Here is a 22,382-nt window from a genome sequence, read left to right on the forward strand (position 1 = left end):
TTGGACCAAACGTATCACCATTCGGTCCAAATATTGGACCAAACGTTGGTGGAATGTTTAAAAAGTAAATGATATGTTAGAACTAGCGAAATGCTAGTTCTTTTTTTGTAATTGGAGTGTTGATATGAAAGTTATTGCTGTAACGGGATATAAGCCATTTGAACTTGGTATATTTAAAAATGATCATCCAGGGGTGGAATGTATAAAAAAAGCATTGCACCGAAAATTAACTACTTTTGTAGAAGAAGGTTTGGAATGGGTGATAATAAGTGGACAGTTAGGGGTCGAATTATGGGCTGCTGAAGTTGTTTTTGACATTCAAGTAGAATATCCGGATTTAAAATTAGCGGTATTTACTCCGTTTTTAGAACAAGAAGAAAGCTGGAAAGAAGACAACCGTGAATATTATGAATTTATTCTCTCTCAAGCAGACCATATTGATAGTATTACGAAACGGAAGTACGAAAGCCCAGAGCAATTTAAATTAAAAAATCAATTTTTTATTGAAAAAAGTGATGCACTTTTAGCTGTATATGATGAAGAAAAACCAGGGAGTCCTAAATATATTGTAGAAGCAGCAAAGAAAAAAGGAGAAATAGAAAATTATCACAGTTATTTTATTCTTTTTTCCGATTTACAAGATATAATAGAAGAGGAACAGTGGAATAATGCTGAGTAATATGTAATATAGTACTCGTATATATGATTGACAAAAGGCATTGTTTCTGAAAAAATTTAGGTAATGAAAGTTTTGGCAAAAATTTGAGGTGAAGAAAATGATTTCGGATAAAATTAAATTAACAGCGAAAGATATTTTAGAAAAAGAATTTAAAACAGGCATGAGAGGTTATCAACAAGAAGAAGTAGACAAGTTCCTTGATATGATCATTAAAGACTATGAAGCTTTCCACAAGGAGTTTGACCAATTAAAGCAACAAAACGCTCGTTTAAAGCGTGAATTAGAGGAACAAAAACTAGTAGCAACGCAAGTGCCACAACAACCAGTTGTACAAACACCAGTTGCACAACCTGTATATAACAACACGAATACGGACATTTTAAAACGTCTATCTAATTTAGAAAAAGCTGTATTTGGAAGTAAGTTATACGAATAATTTCTAGTGGTAAAAAGGTTAAAGCATTTTACATAGAAAAAAACATTGCAAAATCTTTTTGTTTCCACTATACTAATGGATGTCATAACGTTTGGGTAATCGCTGCAACGCCAACGTTGTAGAGGAAAGTCCATGCTCGCACGGCCTGAGATGGCTGTAGTGTTCGTGCCTAGCCAATTCATAAGCTAGGGTATTCTGGCTGTGAGGCTGGTTTAACGGCAGGGAAAAAACCTAAGTCCTTTCGGATATGGTTTGACTACCTTTAAAGTGCCACAGTGACGAAGTCCTTGAAGAAATGATAGGAGTGGAACGAGGTAAACCCCACGAGCGAGAAACCCAAATAATGGTAGGGGAATCTTTTCCAAGGAAATGAACGATGGGAAAGGACAGGTTGTATAACCTGTAGATAGATGATTGCCACCGGAGTACGAGGCGTGGGCCGTTTGCAGTACAAAGGAACAGAACATGGCTTACAGAACGTTATGAACCAACTATGAAATAACTCAGCTCTCCTTTGTTAGAGGAGGGCTTTTTATTTGTATGAAGTTATAAATTATGAGTTAAAATGGTTAATGAGAAAATTTTTCGTAAAATGTAATGATTAATAGGACAAATTGCTATTAATCATTGTTTGACTATACATAAGAGGTGAATGCAAATGGGAAAAGTTACTTTAATCGCAACAGCGGCAATGGGTATTGAAGCATTAGTTGCCCGAGAAGTTCGTGATCTTGGTTATGAATGCCAAGTGGAAAACAGCAAAGTAACATTTGAAGCAGATGAAAAGGCGATTTGTCGCACGAACTTATGGTTACGTACTGCGGACCGTGTGAAAATTAAAGTTGGCGAATTCAAAGCGACAACATTTGATGAGCTGTTTGAAAAAACGAAAGCATTAAACTGGGGAGATTATATTCCAGAGAACGGAGAGTTCCCAGTAATCGGTAAATCATTAAAATCTGAGTTGTTCAGTGTTTCGGATTGCCAACGTATCGTTAAAAAAGCTGTCGTTGAAAAATTAAAAACAACATATAAACGTACAACTTGGTTTGAAGAAGATGGTCCGTTATTCCGTATTGAGATCGCAATGCTCAAAGATATTGCGACGTTAACAATTGATGCAAGTGGTGTTGGACTTCATAAACGTGGATACCGTATGGATCAAGGGGAAGCGCCATTAAAAGAAACATTGGCTGCGTCTTTAATTAAGTTAACAAACTGGAAGCCAGATCGTCCTTTCGTGGATCCTTTCTGTGGATCAGGTACAATTCCGATTGAAGCAGCATTAATTGGCCAAAATATTGCACCAGGATTTAACCGTGGCTTCGCATCAGATGAGTGGGGCTGGATTGGTAAACAAAACTGGCGTGAAGCTCGTCAAGAAGCTGAAGATTTAGCGAATTACAATCAACCACTACAAATCATTGGATCAGATATCGATCATCGTATGATTCGAGTTGCTCAAGATAACGCTGAAGAAGTAGGTTTAGGTGATTTGATCACATTTAAACAAATGCAAGTAAAAGATTTCACGACAAAAGAGGATTATGGATATGTTGTAACGAATCCTCCATACGGAGAACGTTTAAGTGAAAAAGCACTCGTTGAACAATTGTACAAAGAAATGGGACAAGTATTCCGCCCATTAGACACATGGTCAGCGTATGTATTAACAAGTTACGAAGCATTTGAAAAGTGTTACGGAAAAGATGCATCGAAGAAACGTAAACTGTTTAATGGATTTATCCGTACAGATTACTACCAATACTTCGGAAAACGTCCACCGCGTAACTCGTAGTATAAAACTCCTCCAGCACGCATATACTGGCTATTATGTAGTGCGTAAAGGAGGAAGTGGTATGGATAGTTTCCAATTATCAATGATTCAAAAAGCTATTCACCGTACGTATGACGAGCTCGGAAAAGAAGTGGATAGTCAAGGTGTGATTGTAGATGAAATACAAAAAGCACAAGATGAATATTTGTCAGCTCTTTCGCATGAAACAGCGATTGATAAACGGTATTTAAAGTCATTAATATAGAAGAAAATTTTCCTTTTTCGAAAGGAAAATTTTTTTTCGTGTATTTCTATGTATGGCAACAGGGGAAAGTGGCTGCACACATATGAGTAGCAGTTGCTATATCTTTTTATAGAAAAACTTTTTGGTTGGAGGCTAAGGATGTTTACTGAGAAGAGATTACCATTTGAAGTAGGGAAACAAGATAATTTTTATGATAAGTTGAATGAGTGGATTGGAGATGTGTTTTACGACATCCTTCCGGAAAAAGGTTTTGAAGAGCGTGATGAACAAATTTTTATGGCGTTTCAATTAGAACGTGCTTTCCAAGAAAAGAAAGTAATGTTCGCAGAAGCGGGTGTAGGAACAGGGAAAACAATTGTATATCTTCTATATGCAATTTGCTATGCACGTTATACTGGAAAACCAGCTATTATCGCTTGTGCTGATGAAACGTTAATTGAGCAGCTTGTGAAAGAAGAAGGGGACATTGCTAAGTTATCTGAAGCATTAGGACTATCTGTTGATGTTAGACTTGCGAAATCAATGGATAATTATTTATGTTTACGTAAACTTGAAGATGTTATGAGTGGACGAGCTCCAGAAGTAATTGAAGATGTATACTACGAATTACCGCAGTTTGTATTCGACCATGGTACGATGCAAAACTTTACTCACTACGGTGACAGAAAAGAATTTCCGCTTTTAAATGATGAGGAATGGTCAAAAGTAAATTGGGATTACTTCCAAGATTGCTTCACTTGTGATTCTCGTCATCGTTGTGGTCAAACTCTTTCTCGTGAACATTATCGTAAAGCAGCAGATTTAATTATTTGTTCTCAAGATTTCTATATGGATCATATTTGGACGTATGATGCTCGTAAACGTGAAGGACAAATTCCGTTATTACCAGAAAGTAGCTGCGTGGTATTCGATGAAGGACATCTTGTAGAATATGCAGCTCAAAAAGCTTTAACGTATCGTTTAAAGCAAACGATGATGGAGCAACTTTTAACGAGATTGTTGCAAAACGATATTCGTGAAGAGTTTGCGCATTTAGTAGAAGAAACAATTTGGCAAACAGAGCGATTCTTTGATGTGTTACAAGAAAATAAAAAAGAAATTGCCGGTTCTGATCGTTTAGAAATTACTGTGACAGAAAAAGTAACTGCTGAAGCGAAGCGACTTTATGCGAAAATTGGTGAAGTCGGTGATGCATTAGTATTTGAAAGTGAAATGCATACAGTAAACACGTATGACTTAAATATCGTTGATGAACATTTAGATGTATTAGAACATTCACTTCGTCTGTTCATGCACGAGAAAAATGTAATTACATGGGGTGAAGAAGGTGATGGAGCCTTCACGTTAGTGATTATGCCACGTGCGGTAGAAGAAGTATTACAAGAGAAAGTATTCTCGAAGAAAATCCCGTATATTTTCTCGTCTGCTACATTATCTAATAACGATTCATTCGCATTTACAGCAAATAGCCTAGGGGTAAAAGATTACTTATCATTCTCAGTTGCCTCACCGTTTGATTATGAGGAGCAAATGGCAGTAAACTTACTATCGCATACGAAAGAAAATGAATGGGAAAGAAAGTGTCAATATACACTTGAAAATATACAGAAAACAAATGGACGTACACTTGTATTATTCCGTACAACACAAGAACTTGCAGCGTTTAAAGAATATGTAAGTAAAGAACAAATGTCCGTTCCGTTCCTATATGAAGGGGATCAAGAAATTAGTCAGCTCGTTTCTCGTTTCCAAAATGAAGAAGAGACTGTACTTTGTGCCGTTCATTTATGGGAAGGTTTAGATATTCCTGGTTCATCGTTATCACATGTTATCATTTGGTCATTACCATTCCCTCCAAACGATCCTGTGTTTGAAGCGAAGCGTAAACATGTAAATGATCCGTTCTGGGATGTAGATGTACCATATATGATTTTACGTCTTCGTCAAGGGATTGGACGTTTAATTCGTACGAGCGACGATAAAGGTGCTATATCAATCTTCTTATCTAATACAGAAGATGAGAAAGTGGTAGAAGCGGTGAAAAACGTACTACCAGTAGAAGGTAAAGAATTATAAGGAGAAAGCTTGGCGCTTGCCAAGCTTTTTTTCTATTATAAAAGGAATTTAGATTTCCATGTCGAATTAAGTTCGAGGTAGGAAAGGGAGGTTTTATACGATGACAGTAGCTACATATGAAGTAGAAAAACAATTTTTAACATATGTGAAGAAGATACAAAATTACGGAGAAGCATTAAGCTTAATGTTTTGGGACTTAAGAACAGGTGCGCCTAAAAAAGGTGTAGACCAGCGTTCAGAAGTAATTGGTATGCTTTCATCAGAAGTATTTGTAATGTCGACTTCAGATGAGATGGGGAACTATTTAACAGAACTTGAAGCTTTAATACGTGAAGATAAAATTCCTGAAACGACGCAGAAAATGGTTGAAGAGTGTCGTAAAGAATATGATAGAAATAAAAAAATTCCACAAGCGGAATATGAAGCGTATGTGAAATTAGAAGCGAAAGCGGAAAGTGTGTGGGAAGAAGCTCGCGAAAAATCTGATTTCGAAATGTTCCGTCCGTATTTAGAACAAATAGTTGAATTTAAAAAGAAATTCATTACATATTGGGGTTATGAAACATATAAATATAATACATTATTAGATATGTATGAGCCGGGTATTACAGTAGAAGTGTTAGATCACGTATTTGGTCAGCTTCGTGAGCGTATCGTTCCGCTCGTAAAAGAAATATCGGAGTCACAAAAGAGATTAAAGACAAGTGCTTTATCAGAACATTTTTCAAAAGAAAAACAAAAAAACTTTACATTAGAGCTATTAAAGCAATTAAATTATGACTTTGAAGCAGGTCGTCTTGACGAAACGGTACATCCATTTGAGATTACATTAAATAGAGGGGATGTTCGTATTACGACACGCTATGACGAAAAAGATTTCCGTATGGCTGTGTTTGGAACAATTCATGAATGTGGTCATGCTGTATATGAACAAAATATTGCTGAGAAATTTGAAGGTACACCGCTATGTAGTGGAACATCTATGGGGATTCATGAGTCACAATCATTATTCTTTGAGAACTTTATCGGTCGTAATAAATCATTCTGGAAGAAAAATTATGATTTATTAAAAGAGTATAGCGATGGCCAATTCAATGATATATCAGTAGACGAGTTTTATGATGCGATTAACGAATCGAAGCCATCATTCATTCGTATAGAAGCAGATGAGCTTACGTATCCGCTTCACGTTATGGTTCGTTATGAACTTGAGAAAGAATTATTTGATGGTACATTACAAGTGAAGGATTTGCCAGCGGCTTGGAATGATAAGATGGAAGCATATTTAGGAATTCGTCCGGAAAACAATGCACAAGGTGTATTGCAAGATGTTCACTGGGCTGGTGGTTCATTTGGATACTTCCCATCTTATGCGCTTGGTTATATGTATGCAGCGCAATTTAAGCAAAGAATGTTAAAAGACATTCCGAACTTTGATGCATTATTAGAAGAAGGAAACGTAACGCCAATTCGTGAATGGTTAACAGAAAATATTCACCAATACGGTAAAACGAAAAAGCCACTTGAAATTTTAAAAGATGTGACAGGTGAAGGGTTAAATGCAAACTACTTAGCGGATTATTTAGAAGCGAAGTATAAAGAAATTTATGAGTTATAAAAAAGAGCTGCTTACTTGCAGCTCTTTTTTTAAAGGGGATAGAAGAATGACTTATACATATACAGTAATGACGCAAGAAGAAGCAGAAGAAATTGCATATAACTGGCATTATGAAGGGAAATATTCCTTTTACGATATAGAGGCAGATGAAGGAGATTTAGCTGAGTTTTTAGCGGGAGACAGTAGAGGAAATCATACATTTTCTGTGAAGGAAAATGGCGCTCTCATTGGTTTTTTAACTGTTTGTAAAATAAATGATGGAGCGGTTGATATAGGTCTTGGAATGAAACCCGATATAACTGGAAATGGATTAGGATTACAGTTCATAAACGCTGGACTAGCTTTTAGTAAAGAACAATATGGTTGCAATTATATAACATTATCAGTAGCGACATTTAATAAGAGAGCAATAAAAGTGTATAAAAGAGCAGGATTTGAAGCAGTTGGAACGTTTGTCCAGAAGACGAATGGTAGTTGTTTTGAGTTTTTGAGAATGAGTTATATATGTAAAAAATAACAAAACAGAAGAATCTTCTTCTGTTTTGTTTGTAACTTCATTAACTTTCAGTTGCTAGCATGTGTACAGCTATTTCATGCATGTCTTTCAAACCTGACACTTGAGCGTATTCAGCAACAGTGATACCACTCGTTGTTAGAAGTTCGATAATATGTTCATCCATTCTTGACCAAGTTTTACCGCCAGCGTTGTCATAAGAGTGAATTAAATTTGTTAGTCCATCTTTCCCAAAGAGCAGATAATGAGATGTGAAATCGATTGAAACATCAGCAATCCCTACTTCTGTCCAATCGATTAAGCCCGTTACATTATTTTTATTATCAATCAGGATATGACCTGGATGTATATCCCCATGCTTTACTCCTACATGAGATGGCCAAAAAGAGTCTTCAGCTAGCCATGCTTGCCAACGATCCCATAAGTTTTGATTGATATCGTATTGTTTCTTCACTCGATTCATCCTTTGTTTCATAGAAGTTCTTACCTCGTTAGCAGTAAGCAATTCAACACCTATATTGTTAAATTTTTGCTGAGGTAATGAGTGTAAATTCGCTAGAACTTTTCCTAATGAAATATTGTATTCAGTTGGTGCATTCTTTTCATTAAAGTTCCATACATATTCTTGTCGTTCTATATCGATAGTAGCGGCAGGAACGCCACTTAGTTGTTTATAAGCGATTAGTTCCTCAGAGAATATAGACCAATCAGGAACTTGGAATTCTACATGTTTTTTCATGAGTTCTAATGCTTTTTTTTCTCGTTGGGCATGTCTCATAGATTCTGGTTTACGAGGAATTCTTAGTATCCATTTATCCCCGTTTTGTTCTTTAACGTGTGCTACTTGAAAGTCAACGCCAGATTCATTAATTACTATTGAATCTTCTAATATATTTAGGCCTTCCTTATTTGCTAATTGTTTAACTTTAAGTGTATTCATTTTCATTTCCTCCAAATGTTTATTCTAATTTTAATGTTTTCTGTTACTAATTGTTTCTAACTACATCAATATGATTAAAGTAGCGAGATATAAGAAAATGTAATCATAAAAAAACCACAGACGGACTTCTGTCTGTGGTTAAGAGTAAACGAGGATATAATGAATAAACGCCTCTCTTTGTATGAAAAAATATACGAAAAAAAGACAGACGTATATCTGCCTTTCTTCATGTGGAAAGTGTACTCTTCCGTTGAAGATTATTAAAAATGTGCAGACTAATCCCGTTTACTCTGCTTTATGAAAACAGAGCCTTTGAACATATTAAGTTACTTATTGTTCAAAGTTTGCTGACGTAGTCTTCCTGCGTGCATCATCTTTAACAATCCTCCTTTTAATAGTATAGTTACAATATACTTTGTTTATAAATAAACATCAATAAAAAATACTAGATGTAATACCTAAAAAACGAATGAAATAAAAATTTACATTCAGAAAATAGGGGAAATGATGTTTGGATTTATAATTCGGAAGTTTTGGAAGAGGATTTGTATTAGTAGCAAATAGTAGTTTAGCAAGGAGAGATAGCATGGTTACAATTAAAACGAAAAATGAAATAGATTTGATGCACGAATCTGGGAAATTACTTGCTTCATGTCATAGGGAAATTGCGAAAATGATGAAACCAGGTATTACGACAAAAGAAATTGATACGTTTGTTGAAGCGTATTTAGAAAAGCATGGTGCAATATCTCAGCAGAAAGGTTACAACGGGTATTCATATGCGATATGTGCATCTGTAAACGATGAAATGTGTCATGGGTTTCCGGATGATATTCCTTTAACTGAGGGTGATATTGTAACAATTGACATGGTAGTAAACTTAAATGGTGGTCTTTCAGATTCTGCTTGGACGTATAGAGTTGGAAAAGTTTCTGATGAAGCAGAAAGGTTATTAGTAGTAGCAGAGAATGCTTTGTATAAAGGGATTGACCAGGCGGTAATCGGTAATCATGTAGGGGACATTGGCTATGCAATTGAAAGTTATGTAGCAAATGAAGGTTTTTCTGTTGCAAGAGACTTTACAGGGCACGGGATCGGTAAAGAGATTCATGAAGAACCAGCAATTTTTCATTTTGGTAAACAAGGGCAAGGACCTGAGCTACAAGAAGGAATGGTCATTACAATTGAGCCCATTGTAAATGTAGGTATGCGCTATTCTAAAGTAGATTTAAATGGATGGACTGCAAGAACGATGGACGGTAAATTATCAGCTCAATATGAGCATACAATTGCGATTACGAAAGATGGTCCGATCATTTTAACGAAGCTTTAATAAGAAATGTAAGAGTTTGCAAAACTCGAACGAAAATAGTGTTTTTATAAAATTTGTACGTGTTTTTTTAATAAATGCTTTCCAAAAATTAAAAAGTGCGTTATAATCCTTCTATAAAATAAATAGTTAGCTACACTCATATAATCGCGGGGATATGGCCTGCAAGTTTCTACCGAAGTACCGTAAATACTTTGACTATGAGTGAGGACGAATATATTTGCTTGTTTAGCATTCTTTTTTGCGAAACTCCAAAAGCGCGTCTCTCACTTGTAACGAGTGGTGGCGGCTTTTGGAGTTTTTTATTGCATAAGAGGGGGAACAAACATGAAAGTATTACAAGAAAAGATTTTGAACGAAGGAAAGGTTTTATCTGGTGACGTATTAAAGGTAGATGCATTTTTAAATCATCAAATTGACCCAGTACTTATGCAAGAGATCGGAAAAGAATTTGCTAAACGTTTTAAAGAAGAGAACATTACAAAAATCGTGACGATTGAATCTTCAGGCATTGCACCAGCAGTTATGGCTGCATTAGAGCTTGGTGTAAAAGTAATCTTTGCAAGAAAACGTAAATCGTTAACGTTACAAGATAATATGTACGTTGCAAACGTATACTCATTTACGAAACAAGAAACGAATGAAATTTCATTATCTCGAAATCATATCGATGAAACTGATCGCGTTTTAATTATCGATGACTTTTTAGCAAACGGTCAGGCTGCTTTAGGTTTAATGAGTTTAGTAGAGCAAGCAGGAGCAAGTATTGCAGGTATTGGTATTGTTATTGAAAAAGCATTTCAAGATGGAGGAAAGAAGCTTCGTGAACAAGGAGTTCGTGTTGAGTCACTAGCAGAAATTGCATCACTTGATAACGGCACAGTTACATTTGTACAGCATGAAACTGCGGAGGTGAAATAAGCGATGAAGCAACATCCATTTAAAATCGCATCGCTTGGTATGCAGCATATGCTTGCTATGTATGCTGGTGCAATTATCGTCCCGCTTATTGTGGGCGGTGGACTTGGTTTAAATCAAAAAGAGTTAACATATTTAGTCTCAATTGATTTATTAATGTGCGGCGTTGCGACAATTTTACAAGCATTATCAAATCGCTTTTTCGGTATTGGACTCCCAGTTGTACTTGGTTGTACATTTACAGCGGTTGGGCCGATGATTGCAATCGGAAAACAATACGGCGTGTCTTCTATTTATGGAGCAATTATTGCTGCGGGGTTATTCGTAGTTATTTTTGCGAAATTATTTGGAAAGCTTGTAAAACTGTTTCCACCAGTTGTAACAGGATCTGTCGTTACCGTAATTGGAGTTACACTTGTTCCAGCAGCAATTAATGATATGGCTGGAGGAGTAGGAAGCAAGGATTTCGGTAGTCTAGAAAATTTAGCATTAGCATTTGGTGTGTTACTATTTATTATCATTATGTATCGTTTCTTTGACGGATTTATCCGTTCAATCTCTATTTTACTAGGTCTTTTATTTGGTACAATCGTTGCAGCATTTATGGGGAAAGTAAGCTTGCAAGCGGTTGGAGAGGCTGATTGGTTCCATGGTATTGAGCCATTTTACTTCGGTACACCAACATTTGAATTGACGCCAATTATTACGATGATTTTAGTTGCTTGCGTAGGGATTGTAGAAGCAACAGGTGTTTATTTTGCATTATCTGATATTTGTAATAAAAAAATCGGTGAAAAAGAATTAACAAAAGGGTATCGTGCAGAAGGATTAGCGATGGTGTTAGGTGGTATTTTTAACGCGTTCCCATATACAACATATTCTCAAAACGTAGGACTTGTTCAATTAACTGGAGTAAGAAATCGCGTTATTATTTATACTTGTGGTGGTATGTTAATCGTTCTTGGGTTCATTCCAAAAATCGCAGCTATTACAACAATCATTCCGAAATCAGTACTTGGCGGTGCAATGTTAGCAATGTTCGGTATGGTAATGGCATATGGTATTAAAATGTTAAGTAGTGTTGATTTTGGAAGACAAGAAAATTTATTAATCGTTGCATGTTCTGTTGGGATTGGGCTTGGAGTTACAGTCGTTCCTACTTTATTCTCACAACTTCCTGAAAATATTCGTATTTTAACAGATAACGGAATTGTACTTGGAAGTGCGTCAGCAGTACTTTTAAATATTGTATTTAATATGGTGCCGCAGCGTAAAGCGAAAGTAAAAGAAGAGCCAGTTTCTATACAAAGTGCAGTAAGAGAAGCGTAAAAAAAGCAAGGTCTCGTTATGAGACCTTGCTTTTCTTTTTAAGTGGCATCATTTTCCCGTACGTACCAAGACGCCAAATGTACTCAAGTGGCCCGTATTGATAACGTGACAGCCACCAGCGGCTAATAAAGATTTGTAACGTGTAGAAACCGATGCAGAATAGTGGTCCTACCCATAATGGAGCAAGATAATCATTTTTGAACAATAGTCCGAATACAAGTAACGTAACAATTGTATGCGAGATGTAATTTGTTAACGCCATTCTACCAACGTATTGGAACGGACGTAATAATGTTTGCCATTTTTCTTTTTGTAATAAACGCATAAGCGTGAAAATGTAGAAGATGAATAATGTCTTTCCGCTAAACATTGTAAAGGCCTGCATATAAATTGGTTCATAAGATGGTTTTGATAAGAAATAACGGACCATGAAGAACCACATTGGCAATGTTAAAATGAACATAATAATTTGCCATTTTTTAAGCTTTGGATCTAACTCTTTCGTACGGCGGAAAATATCCTTTTTACCGGCATATAAACCAAGTAAAAATAGCCCAACTGTTTCTGGGAGCATGAATACGTTTAGTCCAATTCCATCAGCATAAAATGCATGGAAACGATTTTGTATTTGTGACACCCAGTCTTCAAGTGGCATGATTGGTAAGGATAACCCAAGTTCCTCCTTTGGCATGAAGGCAATACCAATACTAGCAATTAGCATAAGAAACTGAAAAATACTTAATAAAACGATTGCCCATATTAAAATGGTACGCGGTTCTCTCTTATAAAATAAAAATAAGAAAAATCCAGCGATTGCATACGTATGTAAAATGTCTCCGTCCCATAAAAGAACGTAATGTAAGAAACCAAATAATAATAAAATAAGTAAGCGACGAACAAATAAAGTTTTTGGACGATCGGTTTTCGCTTCAGCACGAGTCATAAAAATATAAAAGCCTAGGCCAAATAAAAACGAAAAGATAGTATAAAACTTTGTTTGAATAAACATATCGTAGAACAGACGGATATAGCTATCTAGCCCCTCATAAACTCCTGAAAGATCACGTGAGTCAATCCCAGCGATAACAGGCCAGTTAACAAGAAAAATACCTAGTACAGCTATTCCTCTAATAATATCGATGGAGTGTATCCTCTCGCCTTGTGAAATATTTTGTGTCATTATTTTCCTCCTTGTTAATTAATTCCCTTTTATTATACAAAATGTAAGATGGAGGGTATAGGGTAGATTTCCATTTTTTTTAACTATTAAGTTGCGTAGTATGAGATATAATAAGAGTGCACAACAAGTTTTAACCTTCTTCAAAACAGGCAGTAAAGCTCCTTCTTATAAGGGGCTTTCTTTATGAAAAGTGTTGATAATGATTCTCTTTAATGATAAAATGTATTCAAAAGTGATAATCATTATCAAAAAAGGTTGGTGCATGAGTATGGTATATGCATTAGTAGCAGGTACAGTCGCTGTATATGCAGTTATTGCAAAGTATGTTTTAAATGGAGTAGGAACAGCAAAATGAGTAATATGACATAAAATCCCTTTCATTTGTAAAAAGAATGAAAGGGATTTTTTATTTTTAATGAGAATATGCTGAAAATTTAGTATGATAGTAAAGTGAAACTGTAATCAATGGGTAGGGGTAACTCTCACTGATTACGAGCTCGCAAATAGCGGGTATAGTATATACATCTTGGATAAAGGGGAACAAGGGGATGACAAACATAGTACAGACAAACGGTATGAAAAAACTTGTTTGTTTTTATGAAGAGTGGCAAAAACACGGCGATGCAGAGAATAGTTTAAAGTTGTTTGAGGTGATTCAAAAATATAAACAAGAGCAGCTTATGATAGCGTTCTGCGGTCACTTCTCTGCAGGGAAATCAACGATGATGAATCATCTATATAAAGCGCAGTTATTACCGACAAGTCCAATTCCGACAAGTGCTAACGTTGTCAAAATTGAAAAAGGGATGGATCGTGTTGTTGTAACAGTTAAATCTGGAGAACAGTACGAGTATGACGGTGCATATTCAGCTGAAGAGTTAAAACAAATTTGTAAAGACGGTGATGAGGTAATTGGTGTTCATATTTATCGGAATGATGCGCCAATTCCTGAAGGTGTTATGTTAGTTGATACACCAGGGATTGATTCAACAGATGATGCCCACCAACTAGCGACAGAATCAACGCTGCATCTAGCAGACGTAATTTTTTATATGATGGATTATAATCACGTCCAATCGGAAGTGAATTTACAATTTGTTAAAGAATTGAAACAACGTAATAAAACGGTTTATCTCGTTGTAAATCAAATAGATAAACATAAAGAAAATGAATTATCGTTTGAGGATTATAAAGATAGTGTAAAACAATCGTTCTCTAACTGGGATATTGAAGTAGATGGAGTGTATTATACTTCATTACGAATGATGAACCATACACATAATGAAATTGGAAGCTTAGAAACATTAATTACTTCTATTATGAAAGAAAAAGAGCAGTATGTAAGAGATGGAATGGAGCGAGAAACAGAATATTTAATGGGGGAACATTTCTCGTATATTCTTTCTGAAAATGAAAAAGCTCTTTTGAAATATGAGGAAGAATTAGCATCACCGCTTTCCATTTCAGAGATAGTTGAAAAGAAAGAAGAGCTAACGGAAACTAAACATCGCGAGGCTAGTAAAGAATCTCATGTGAGAAACGAATTTATAAAAGGATTACAAGCTATATTAGATAACGCGTATTTAATGCCATTTGAAATGAGAGAATTGGCAAATGCGTATTTAGAAACGAAATTAACTAAGTTTAAGGTCGGTTTGCTATTTGCGAAAGGAAAGACGGAGCAAGAAAAACAGAGACGTTTAGATGATTTTTATTCTGCCTTGCAAAAGACTGTTGAAACGCAACTTGATTTCCATGTGAAAGAATTTATTGTTGCCTTCTTAAAAGAAGAAGGATTGTTTACAGAGGAAATTGGGAAAGACATATATGCATTAGAAATTGCTTTTGGACCAGAAATGTTAGCTGAAGTCATTAAACAAGGTGCAGGTTTCACAGGTGATTACTTACTTCTTTATACAGCGGATGTAGCGAATGAACTGAAGAAACGTTATTTTACAAAAGCACGGCAAATTTTTGATAAAAGTGCAGTTGTTTTAAAGCAAAAGGTGAAGGAAGAAGTTACTCGTATTGAAGAAGAGATAGAAAAATATACGATGTTGCAAACAGCAAAAGAAACGAAGTTGCAATACAGTAACAATTTGGAGGCATATGAAAGTTATTTGCAAAATGTTTGGCACGAGCGTATTGCTACACCAGAAGGATTGCAAATAGAGGAGATATTGCAAAGTAAAACACAAATTGTTAGTGAGAAATTCACACTACAAGAACAGGAAAGCGTAAACAGTAACGTAATGGCTCGTGAGGAAGAGATAAAAGGAACGGCAGCTTTAAATATTCAGCGTATATTAGAGCAAGTGAAGAAAGCTGAAACGATATTAGAGCCATTGCCAGCGCTGAAACACGTACAGCAAGAGGTAATAGAAAAAAGGCGTCGTGTGGAAACGAAACAATTTACAGTAGCGTTATTCGGAGCTTTTAGTGCTGGGAAATCATCATTTGCCAATGCATTGCTTGGTGAGAAGGTACTTCCTGTGTCACCAAATCCGACGACGGCAACGATTAATCAAATTTTGCCAGTTACAGAGGAAAAACCACACGGAACAGTAATCGTGCAATTTAAATCAAAGCAAGCTCTATTAGAAGATATGAAAGCTGTTTATAAGCTGTTTCATTATGAGATTACTACGTTAGATGAAGCGTTAGCACAAATTGATAAAGTTATGAAATATCCTTCACCAACTGGGAAGCAAAAAACAACATTTAGCTTTTTACGAGCGGTACAAAAAGGGTATGGTACGGTTTCTGCTCATTTAGGAGAGCAAGTACAAGTTACATTAGAAGAGTTTTCTGATTATGTAGCGAATGAAGAAAAATCATGTTTTGTCGAGTACATGGAGCTGTATTATGATTGTGCTTTAACAAGGCAAGGAGTAGCGCTTGTAGACACACCTGGAGCGGATTCCATTAATGCCCGCCATACGGATGTTGCGTTCCAGTATATTAAAAACGCAGATGCTATTTTATTTGTAACGTATTATAATCATGTGTTCTCTCGTGCTGACCGTGAATTCTTAATTCAGCTTGGTCGTGTAAAGGATACGTTTGCTCTTGATAAAATGTTCTTCTTAATTAATGCGGCCGATTTAGCAGAGTCTGAAGAAGAACTTGAAATGGTAAAAGGGTATATAGCAGATCAGCTATTGCAATACGGTATTAGAAATCCACGTTTATTCGCAATTTCAAGTTTATGTGCGCTTGAAGAGAAACAAGGAAAGAATATTGAAAAAGAGAAGTACGGTATTTTACAAAACTCTGGGATTGCTAAGTTCGAGGAATCATTTACATCCTTTATGATGAGAGATTTAATGCTCGTATCTGTTCATGCTTTATATGGTGCATTGCAAGGAGCAGATCAGCTTTTAGTAAATATGATAAATGGTGCAAAACAAGGGAATGAAGAGAAAGAGAAGCAAACGAAAAAATATGAAGCAGAGCGTGATCAACTACTTCATATTATTTCATCATATAGTGTGCTTGCTGAAGAGCAGGCGATGCAAAATGAAGTGAAAGAATTGCTGTATTACGTGCACCAGCGTCTATTCCTACGCTATAACGATGTGTTTACTGAATTTATTAATCCAGCATCGCTGCGAACGGATGGAAATGTGAAAGTGCAGTTGCAACAGTGCGTTATGGAATTAGTAGCATTTATTCAGCATGATTTATTACAAGAAATGCGTGCGACATCATTACGTCTTGAAAAATGGATAGATGAAGCGATGAAACGTGCAAAGAATGAAATTGTGGTGAACTGTAAAGTAGAAAATGAATCAATTTCTATGAATGGAACAGTGGATTATGAATATAAAGATATTACACATAAAGAACCGTTCCCTTCAGTTGAAATAAAAGATTTCAAAAAAGCATTGGCACATTTTAAAAATGAAAAAAGCTTTTTTGAAAAAAATGATAAAGCTTCCATGCAAGAAGAGGCTAAAGTTGTATTAGAGCCTTTCGTATCAAACTATGTAGCTGATGAAAAAGATTTATTTGTTCATCATTATGAGCAAGAATGGGATATGAAATGGAACTTATTCCAAAAAGTGATGCAGCAAGATGTGATGAACTATTATGAAAGTATATTATTTGCATTGGCTGAAACGATTGATGTATCACTATATGAACAAAGTAAAGAACAATTGCGAAAGCAGTTAGTGGAGATTGAAAAAGAAATTTATGTGATCTAGTCGTTATGAGAAAAAGATTCGTTCAATTTTCTTTTGCAGTACTGTATCTAAAGATTTGACAAACCCAGCAAATTCATCGGTAGAAATCATATGAGTAAGAACGAGTCGTCTGCCGTCTGGTGTTTCACCGCATAAGACGAATGAAGAAAATTCATATGTTTTGTTTTCTACTACTAATTTTGGATAGGAATACGTGTCGCTTTTCTTCTTCTTTCCATCAATAGAGATGACGTTGCATTTTTTCTCATTGTTGTCCATGGTGAATCCCTCCTTTCTATTACTTATGGTAGACAAGGAGGGATTAGAACAATAGAGAAAGGGGAATTTTTTATGAATGTAGTAATAGAGTATATTTCGAAAGAAGCTATACCGAAACCTTTATTATTGCTTGCTGATCCAAGTGAGCAGCAAATTGATTCATATGTACAAAGAGGCTTAACATATGTAGCTAAGCAAGAGGAGAGAGTTATCGGTGTATATGTTCTTTTGGAAACAAGGCCGAAGACGATGGAAATTATGAATATTGCGGTTGTAGAGCATTTGCAAGGAAATGGGATTGGAAAGAAGCTAGTGAGTCATGCCATAGAAACTGCTAAAGGATATGGTATGTCAAAGCTTGAAATTGGTACAGGCAATTCTAGTGTTTCACAACTTGCTTTATATCAAAAATGTGGATTTCGTATTTTTTCTATTGATTTTGATTACTTTTCGAAGCATTATGAAGAAGAGATTATTGAAAATGGGATTGTATGCCGTGACATGATTCGGCTTGCAATGGAATTGAATCAGAACGTATAACTTATTTAGGGGGAAGAGAAGATGGAAGTACATAAAGCAATTACAGCACATTCTCGTAAACAAAATGAAAGTGTAAAAGCATGTTTACAATTAGATGCGCAGCGTGAAGCAGCTATTGAAGCAGCCGTATCTCTTGCGTCAAATGGGAAAGAATTTTCGGTTGATGTCATTAATGTTGTAACAAAGCAAATTAATGCTCTTGCAAAAAATGGTGTTACCTTGCAGCGTAAATATGTTACAGAAGAAATGGTTATGGAGTATGTAAGTCGTTTGCAAGAGAAAGAAGGTCGTTAAAGATGATAGTTACAGTCGAATGGTTACGAGAGCATATAGAAGATGAGAATGTCCGTATAATCGATTGTCGTTTTGATTTAGCGAATCCTAATTGGGGTAGAGAAAAGTATGAGGAAGAACATATTCCTCATGCGTTATATTTTGATTTAAATTTAGATTTATCTAGTCCTGTAACAGAACATGGTGGTCGCCATCCATTGCCGAATATTGAGGAATTTGCAGACAAGCTTTCGCAAGCTGGTATTGACGAACATACGACAGTAATTGCATATGACAGTCAAGCGGGTGCAAATGCTTCTCGTCTCTGGTGGTTATTAAACTATGTAGGACATGAGAAAGTATATATATTAGATGGCGGATTTCCAGCTTGGAAAGAGAATGGACTACCGATAACAACGGAAATTCCTGTTGCTATACGAAAAACATTCAAAGCAAATGTACAAGCTCATATGGTTGTAACGATGGAAACGGTCAGAGAAAATATTCATGCAGGTGCAGATGTTACGTTAATTGATTCTAGAGAGCCAAAACGATATGCAGGTGTAGAGGAATTAGTTGATCCAAAAGCAGGGCATATTCCGACAGCAGTAAATTATTTTTGGAAGGATGGAATTGTCCAATCAGGACAATTTAAGAATGAAGCTGGGCAACAAGAACGATTCCAAAATCTTTCGAAAGATAAGGAAACAATTGTATATTGTGGTTCTGGCGTTACAGCATGTCCAAATATTCTTGCATTGAAATTAGCTGGATTCCAGAATGTTAAATTGTATGCAGGTAGCTGGAGTGATTGGATTTCTTACCCAGAAAATCAAATTGCAAAAGAAGAAGATTAATCACTTGCATGCAAAAATAATTTGTATTAAAATAAGGTCACAAGCAAGAAATTGCTCGAAAAACTTTGTATTTTACACATTGGAAACAATGTGATAATATAACGACAAGTAAATAATACATCCTGCGGTGTGCGTAACTTATTTATGTCTAAAACCGATGTTAGTTATACGGAAGCTCAATATTTAGCGACCATCATCAAGCCTTCCTTGTGGAGGAAGATGTACGGTAACTGTGAGGGCATCCACCTGCGAGTAGCGGGTTTTTGGACATTTACGAGGAGCGGCACGTGCGGGGGGTCTTATTTCAACTAACATTATATAAAATTCCTACGGTGTACGTAGCTTATGTATGTCTTAAACCAATAAGTTTAATATGGAAGTTCAATATTTAAATGTAGCTAACATGCCATCTTTTTAAGAAGGACGTTACAAACATTTGTGAGAGCATCCACCTGTGAGAGCAGGTTTATGGACATCTAGAGAGAACGGCATATGTGGGGCTAAATAAAAACCTTACGTTTTATACGTAAGGTTTTTTTGTTGCATAAATATATCCATGTTATCTCGCTTTAACGGGCAGTAAGACCCCCACCTCAAAAATCAGCGAAAGCAAAGAAGTTAGGTGGGGGTCGGGCTGCCCATAAAAGTCCGATTGGTGAGGGGTAATAATCAGTGGGGGATGAAGAGAACCCCCACTGATTAAAGTTTCACTTTATCTCGATTCACCTGTGAAGTTTCCATAATAAATATAGCACTTTCTGTCTTCATCAATCTCTCTTGAATCTAAAGTGAACTCCATATGCGTGCCGTCGCGCTTAATATATATAATATCTGAATGAAGAGATGGCAAAATTTCTTCATAGTTCCATACATCTTTACTTTCAATCAAGTTTGAACTCGTATCCTTTAGCTCTCTAATTTCAAAACCGATGTGGAAGTAAGTAGGATCTGAAGGATCGTTAGAAAAGGTTTCTTGTTGAATATATATAACTGCTGTGCCGTCTGGATCTACTGAAGTTGCAGTAACAACATATGTATTTTTATCCTTTATAAAGTATTCACAAGTCATGCGTGCGATGATTTCAGGATTAGAAATATTTGCGTAGTTCCATAAAGCAGGATACCCTTTCGTTTCATCATTAAGTCGATATTCTAAGCGCATTTTATCCCTCTTTTTCCTTTTTCTTCTACTTTATCATGCCATCCTATATAATAGGAATAGAATTTAAAAAGGGGAGTGCGAAGGTGACAAAAACGAAATGGCTAGTAGGTGGTGTCGTAACGTCTTTAATGACTGGCACCTTATTTGGCTGCGCACAAGATCTTCCCCCAAAACCGAATGATAATAGTTGTTCAGATTGGGATTGGGATGATGAACTTGGGGTATGGCAGTGTGATGATAGTAGTTCAGGTTATCGTGGACATTATTTCTATGGTGGGCGATACTATCAAAATAAATCCACTTTTAAAAATTCATCGGCGTTTAAATCGTATCAATCGTCTGCGGAATTTAAAGGGGGAATTGGAAGCGGTTCAAAGGGAGGATTTGGGGGCTAACATATGTCGCAATACATAAGGGATCGAAAAGAGTTTTATTCGATATATCCGGATTTCTGGTCGGATTTATATGAATGTGAGTATAGTTTGTTTCATGTTTTCTCGATAACAAATGAGACTATGAAACAATTACAAGTAGCAACTGAACGAATGGGGAAAGTTTTTTTAAGACTGCTAGACTTTTACGTCATTTAAGTGACGAACAGCTTCTTGAACTTGGATTTCCTCCTGCGAGCTTATCCTTCATTAGAATGAAAGGATTATATCCTGAATCTGTTATTTCACGATTTGATTTCGTTTTAACAGGTGATAACCGAATTAAAATGCTTGAGTTTAATAGTGATACACCAACTTTTATTATGGAATGCTTTCAAATGAATGGAAAAGTTTGTGAAAAACAAGGCTATGATGATCCGAACTTAGGGCAAGAACGATTACTATCTTCTGGTGTTACAAAAGCTGTTATGGAAGCGATAAAGGGAATAGACAACCCAAATGTTGTTTTTACAGCACATCATGAACATATTGAGGATTGGAATACGACTATGTATTTGAGTCAGTTATGCCATGTTGAAAATAAAGTAGTGCCAATGTCAGAACTTAGAATTACAAAAGATGCTTTAGTGGATAGCGATGGAGTACCGATTGATGTTTTGTATCGCCAAACATATCCAATAGAAGATTTAATTGAGGACCAAGATCCTGAAACAGGAGATTTGGTAGGTGTGGAACTGTTGCAACTTGTAAAAGAAGGGAAGCTTTTTATTGTTAATCCTATATCGGCGTTTTTACTTCAGCCAAAATCAATTCAGTGTCTCATTTGGGGGCTAGCAGAAGAAGGTGCTTATTATACAAATGAGGAACAACAGTGGATTAAAGAGTATATGTTACCTACATATTTAGAACTAGATTTATTTTTAGGAAAAAGTTCTTTCGTTCAAAAACCTTCATTTGGTAGAGAAGGGGACACAATTACCGTTCGCGATAAGGACGAAAATATTATGAGTCAAAATGTACACCAAACGTATAAAGCGTCACTGCCGATATTTCAAAAGTATACAGAACTTCCAGTCGTATCCTTGGAAACAGAGAAAGGGATGGAAAAACTGTCGTATGTGTTTGGTTCGTTTTTAATTGCTGGAAAAGCGAGTAGTATAGGCATTCGCGCTGGGGAAAAAATTACGGGGAATGAATCGTACTATTTACCGGTAGGAATAAAAAGGAGGAAAGTATATGATTAATTTTTTATTATATTTAGCAGTAACACTTGGACTTTTATGCATTGGTCTTTTCCTGATGGAAGTGACAACGAAAGTAAAAGAATTTAAGTTAATGGCTCAAGGAAATAAGGCGGTAAGCTATGTACTTGGAGGGCGATTACTTGGGTTAGCTATTGTTTTATATTCGACAGCAGCTAATTCTATTTCACTTCTTGATATGGTTTCGTGGGGAGCAGTTGGTATTTTGGCTCAAATTATCGTTTATTATTTAGCTGAGTGGCTTACACCACGCTTTAATATAAACAAAAGTCTCGAAGAAGATAATCAAGCAGTCGGTCTTTTTCTTATGTTTCTATCGCTTTCCATTGGGATTGTAATTGCTGGTTGTATAACTTATTAAAAACTTT

General features: G+C 35.9%; 20 protein-coding genes, 3 other RNA genes, 1 pseudogene and 1 riboswitch. Of the genes and pseudogenes, 20 read left to right on the forward strand and 4 right to left on the reverse strand.

Annotated elements, in window-relative coordinates:
• The first annotated feature begins 124 nt into the window (after positions 1 to 124).
• From MR113_RS01680 to MR113_RS01715, 8 genes are all read left to right on the forward strand, one after another.
• Positions 125 to 679, forward strand: a complete 555-nt coding sequence (locus tag MR113_RS01680; RefSeq protein WP_098259180.1) for an SLOG family protein — start codon at positions 125 to 127, stop codon at positions 677 to 679.
• A gap of 97 nt (positions 680 to 776) precedes the next feature.
• Entirely contained in the window at positions 777 to 1,115 is a 339-nt protein-coding gene (gene gpsB, locus MR113_RS01685) for a cell division regulator GpsB (protein WP_000622425.1), read from the forward strand.
• Positions 1,116 to 1,202: 87 nt separating this feature from the next.
• Positions 1,203 to 1,593: RNase P RNA component class B (gene rnpB, locus MR113_RS01690), an RNA gene on the forward strand.
• A 180-nt stretch (positions 1,594 to 1,773) separates the two neighbouring features.
• On the forward strand, positions 1,774 to 2,913 hold the full coding sequence (locus MR113_RS01695) for a THUMP domain-containing class I SAM-dependent RNA methyltransferase (RefSeq protein ID WP_000521222.1): 1,140 nt from the start codon (positions 1,774 to 1,776) through the stop codon (positions 2,911 to 2,913).
• Between the two features lie 61 nt (positions 2,914 to 2,974).
• The gene (locus MR113_RS01700; protein ID WP_242250755.1) at positions 2,975 to 3,157 is read left to right on the forward strand and encodes a DUF3921 domain-containing protein; all 183 of its coding nucleotides are present in this window, start codon (positions 2,975 to 2,977) and stop codon (positions 3,155 to 3,157) included.
• Between the two features lie 138 nt (positions 3,158 to 3,295).
• The gene (locus MR113_RS01705) at positions 3,296 to 5,233 is read left to right on the forward strand and encodes an ATP-dependent DNA helicase (protein ID WP_088065974.1); all 1,938 of its coding nucleotides are present in this window, start codon (positions 3,296 to 3,298) and stop codon (positions 5,231 to 5,233) included.
• 100 nt (positions 5,234 to 5,333) lie between these two features.
• Entirely contained in the window at positions 5,334 to 6,851 is a 1,518-nt protein-coding gene (gene ypwA, locus MR113_RS01710) for a carboxypeptidase M32 (protein WP_242250756.1), read from the forward strand.
• Between the two features lie 46 nt (positions 6,852 to 6,897).
• Complete coding sequence (locus MR113_RS01715) at positions 6,898 to 7,368, forward strand: GNAT family N-acetyltransferase (protein ID WP_242250757.1); 471 nt, start codon at positions 6,898 to 6,900, stop codon at positions 7,366 to 7,368.
• Positions 7,369 to 7,408: 40 nt separating this feature from the next.
• Here MR113_RS01715 and mphL read toward each other — a convergent pair whose 3' ends face one another.
• Positions 7,409 to 8,305 carry a macrolide 2'-phosphotransferase MphL gene (gene mphL, locus MR113_RS01720; RefSeq protein ID WP_242250758.1) on the reverse strand — a complete coding sequence of 299 codons (897 nt, stop codon included), beginning with the start codon at positions 8,303 to 8,305 and terminating at the stop codon, positions 7,409 to 7,411.
• 586 nt (positions 8,306 to 8,891) lie between these two features.
• On the opposite strand from mphL, the gene MR113_RS01725 reads away from it, so the two are divergent.
• From MR113_RS01725 to pbuX, 3 genes are all read left to right on the forward strand, one after another.
• On the forward strand, positions 8,892 to 9,638 hold the full coding sequence (locus MR113_RS01725; protein WP_242250759.1) for a type I methionyl aminopeptidase: 747 nt from the start codon (positions 8,892 to 8,894) through the stop codon (positions 9,636 to 9,638).
• Between the two features lie 116 nt (positions 9,639 to 9,754).
• Positions 9,755 to 9,856, forward strand: a riboswitch (purine riboswitch).
• A gap of 106 nt (positions 9,857 to 9,962) precedes the next feature.
• Complete coding sequence (locus tag MR113_RS01730; protein WP_000866491.1) at positions 9,963 to 10,556, forward strand: xanthine phosphoribosyltransferase; 594 nt, start codon at positions 9,963 to 9,965, stop codon at positions 10,554 to 10,556.
• Positions 10,557 to 10,559: 3 nt separating this feature from the next.
• The gene (gene pbuX, locus MR113_RS01735; protein ID WP_242250760.1) at positions 10,560 to 11,882 is read left to right on the forward strand and encodes a xanthine permease PbuX; all 1,323 of its coding nucleotides are present in this window, start codon (positions 10,560 to 10,562) and stop codon (positions 11,880 to 11,882) included.
• Between the two features lie 16 nt (positions 11,883 to 11,898).
• On the opposite strand, the gene MR113_RS01740 is transcribed toward pbuX, so the two are convergent.
• Positions 11,899 to 13,062 (reverse strand): DUF418 domain-containing protein, encoded by a 1,164-nt coding sequence (locus MR113_RS01740; RefSeq protein ID WP_242250761.1) that lies wholly within the window; start codon positions 13,060 to 13,062, stop codon positions 11,899 to 11,901.
• A 548-nt stretch (positions 13,063 to 13,610) separates the two neighbouring features.
• Between MR113_RS01740 and MR113_RS01745 the strand changes: the two genes are divergently transcribed.
• Complete coding sequence (locus MR113_RS01745) at positions 13,611 to 17,270, forward strand: dynamin family protein (protein ID WP_242250762.1); 3,660 nt, start codon at positions 13,611 to 13,613, stop codon at positions 17,268 to 17,270.
• Between the two features lie 3 nt (positions 17,271 to 17,273).
• Here the strand turns inward: MR113_RS01745 and MR113_RS01750 are convergent, their stop codons facing one another.
• The gene (locus tag MR113_RS01750) at positions 17,274 to 17,528 is read right to left on the reverse strand and encodes a DUF3931 domain-containing protein (RefSeq protein WP_000369740.1); all 255 of its coding nucleotides are present in this window, start codon (positions 17,526 to 17,528) and stop codon (positions 17,274 to 17,276) included.
• Between the two features lie 72 nt (positions 17,529 to 17,600).
• On the opposite strand from MR113_RS01750, the gene MR113_RS01755 reads away from it, so the two are divergent.
• The 5 genes from MR113_RS01755 to ssrS (MR113_RS01775) all read left to right on the forward strand — a co-directional run bounded on the left by MR113_RS01755 (position 17,601) and on the right by ssrS (MR113_RS01775) (position 19,703).
• Positions 17,601 to 18,068 carry a GNAT family N-acetyltransferase gene (locus MR113_RS01755; protein WP_242250763.1) on the forward strand — a complete coding sequence of 156 codons (468 nt, stop codon included), beginning with the start codon at positions 17,601 to 17,603 and terminating at the stop codon, positions 18,066 to 18,068.
• 21 nt (positions 18,069 to 18,089) lie between these two features.
• Positions 18,090 to 18,362: a YpbS family protein gene (locus MR113_RS01760; RefSeq protein ID WP_016088583.1), complete on the forward strand. Its 273-nt coding sequence runs from the start codon at positions 18,090 to 18,092 to the stop codon at positions 18,360 to 18,362.
• A gap of 2 nt (positions 18,363 to 18,364) precedes the next feature.
• A complete protein-coding gene (locus MR113_RS01765; protein ID WP_242250764.1) occupies positions 18,365 to 19,198 on the forward strand; it encodes a sulfurtransferase in 834 nt (277 codons plus the stop codon).
• Between the two features lie 116 nt (positions 19,199 to 19,314).
• Positions 19,315 to 19,498: non-coding RNA, 6S RNA (ssrS, locus tag MR113_RS01770), on the forward strand.
• A 21-nt stretch (positions 19,499 to 19,519) separates the two neighbouring features.
• A non-coding RNA gene (ssrS, locus tag MR113_RS01775) (6S RNA) lies at positions 19,520 to 19,703 on the forward strand.
• Between the two features lie 207 nt (positions 19,704 to 19,910).
• Here the strand turns inward: ssrS (MR113_RS01775) and MR113_RS01780 are convergent.
• Positions 19,911 to 20,360 (reverse strand): hypothetical protein, encoded by a 450-nt coding sequence (locus MR113_RS01780; RefSeq protein ID WP_242250765.1) that lies wholly within the window; start codon positions 20,358 to 20,360, stop codon positions 19,911 to 19,913.
• Between the two features lie 83 nt (positions 20,361 to 20,443).
• Here MR113_RS01780 and MR113_RS01785 point away from each other — a divergent pair, with 83 nt between their 5' ends.
• From MR113_RS01785 to MR113_RS01795, 3 genes and pseudogenes are all read left to right on the forward strand, one after another.
• Positions 20,444 to 20,755, forward strand: coding sequence for a hypothetical protein (locus tag MR113_RS01785; RefSeq protein ID WP_000169030.1), 312 nt, complete (start codon positions 20,444 to 20,446; stop codon positions 20,753 to 20,755).
• Positions 20,756 to 20,758: 3 nt separating this feature from the next.
• Positions 20,759 to 21,996: pseudogene (locus tag MR113_RS01790) on the forward strand (glutathionylspermidine synthase family protein).
• A complete protein-coding gene (locus MR113_RS01795; RefSeq protein WP_000606861.1) occupies positions 21,989 to 22,375 on the forward strand; it encodes a DUF350 domain-containing protein in 387 nt (128 codons plus the stop codon). The pseudogene MR113_RS01790 and the gene MR113_RS01795 overlap by 8 nt, the downstream one beginning before the upstream one ends.
• Positions 22,376 to 22,382: the final 7 nt, after the last annotated feature.

It is taken from the genome of Bacillus cereus group sp. BfR-BA-01379, from assembly GCF_022663605.1.
GTDB lineage: Bacteria > Bacillota > Bacilli > Bacillales > Bacillaceae_G > Bacillus_A > Bacillus_A mobilis.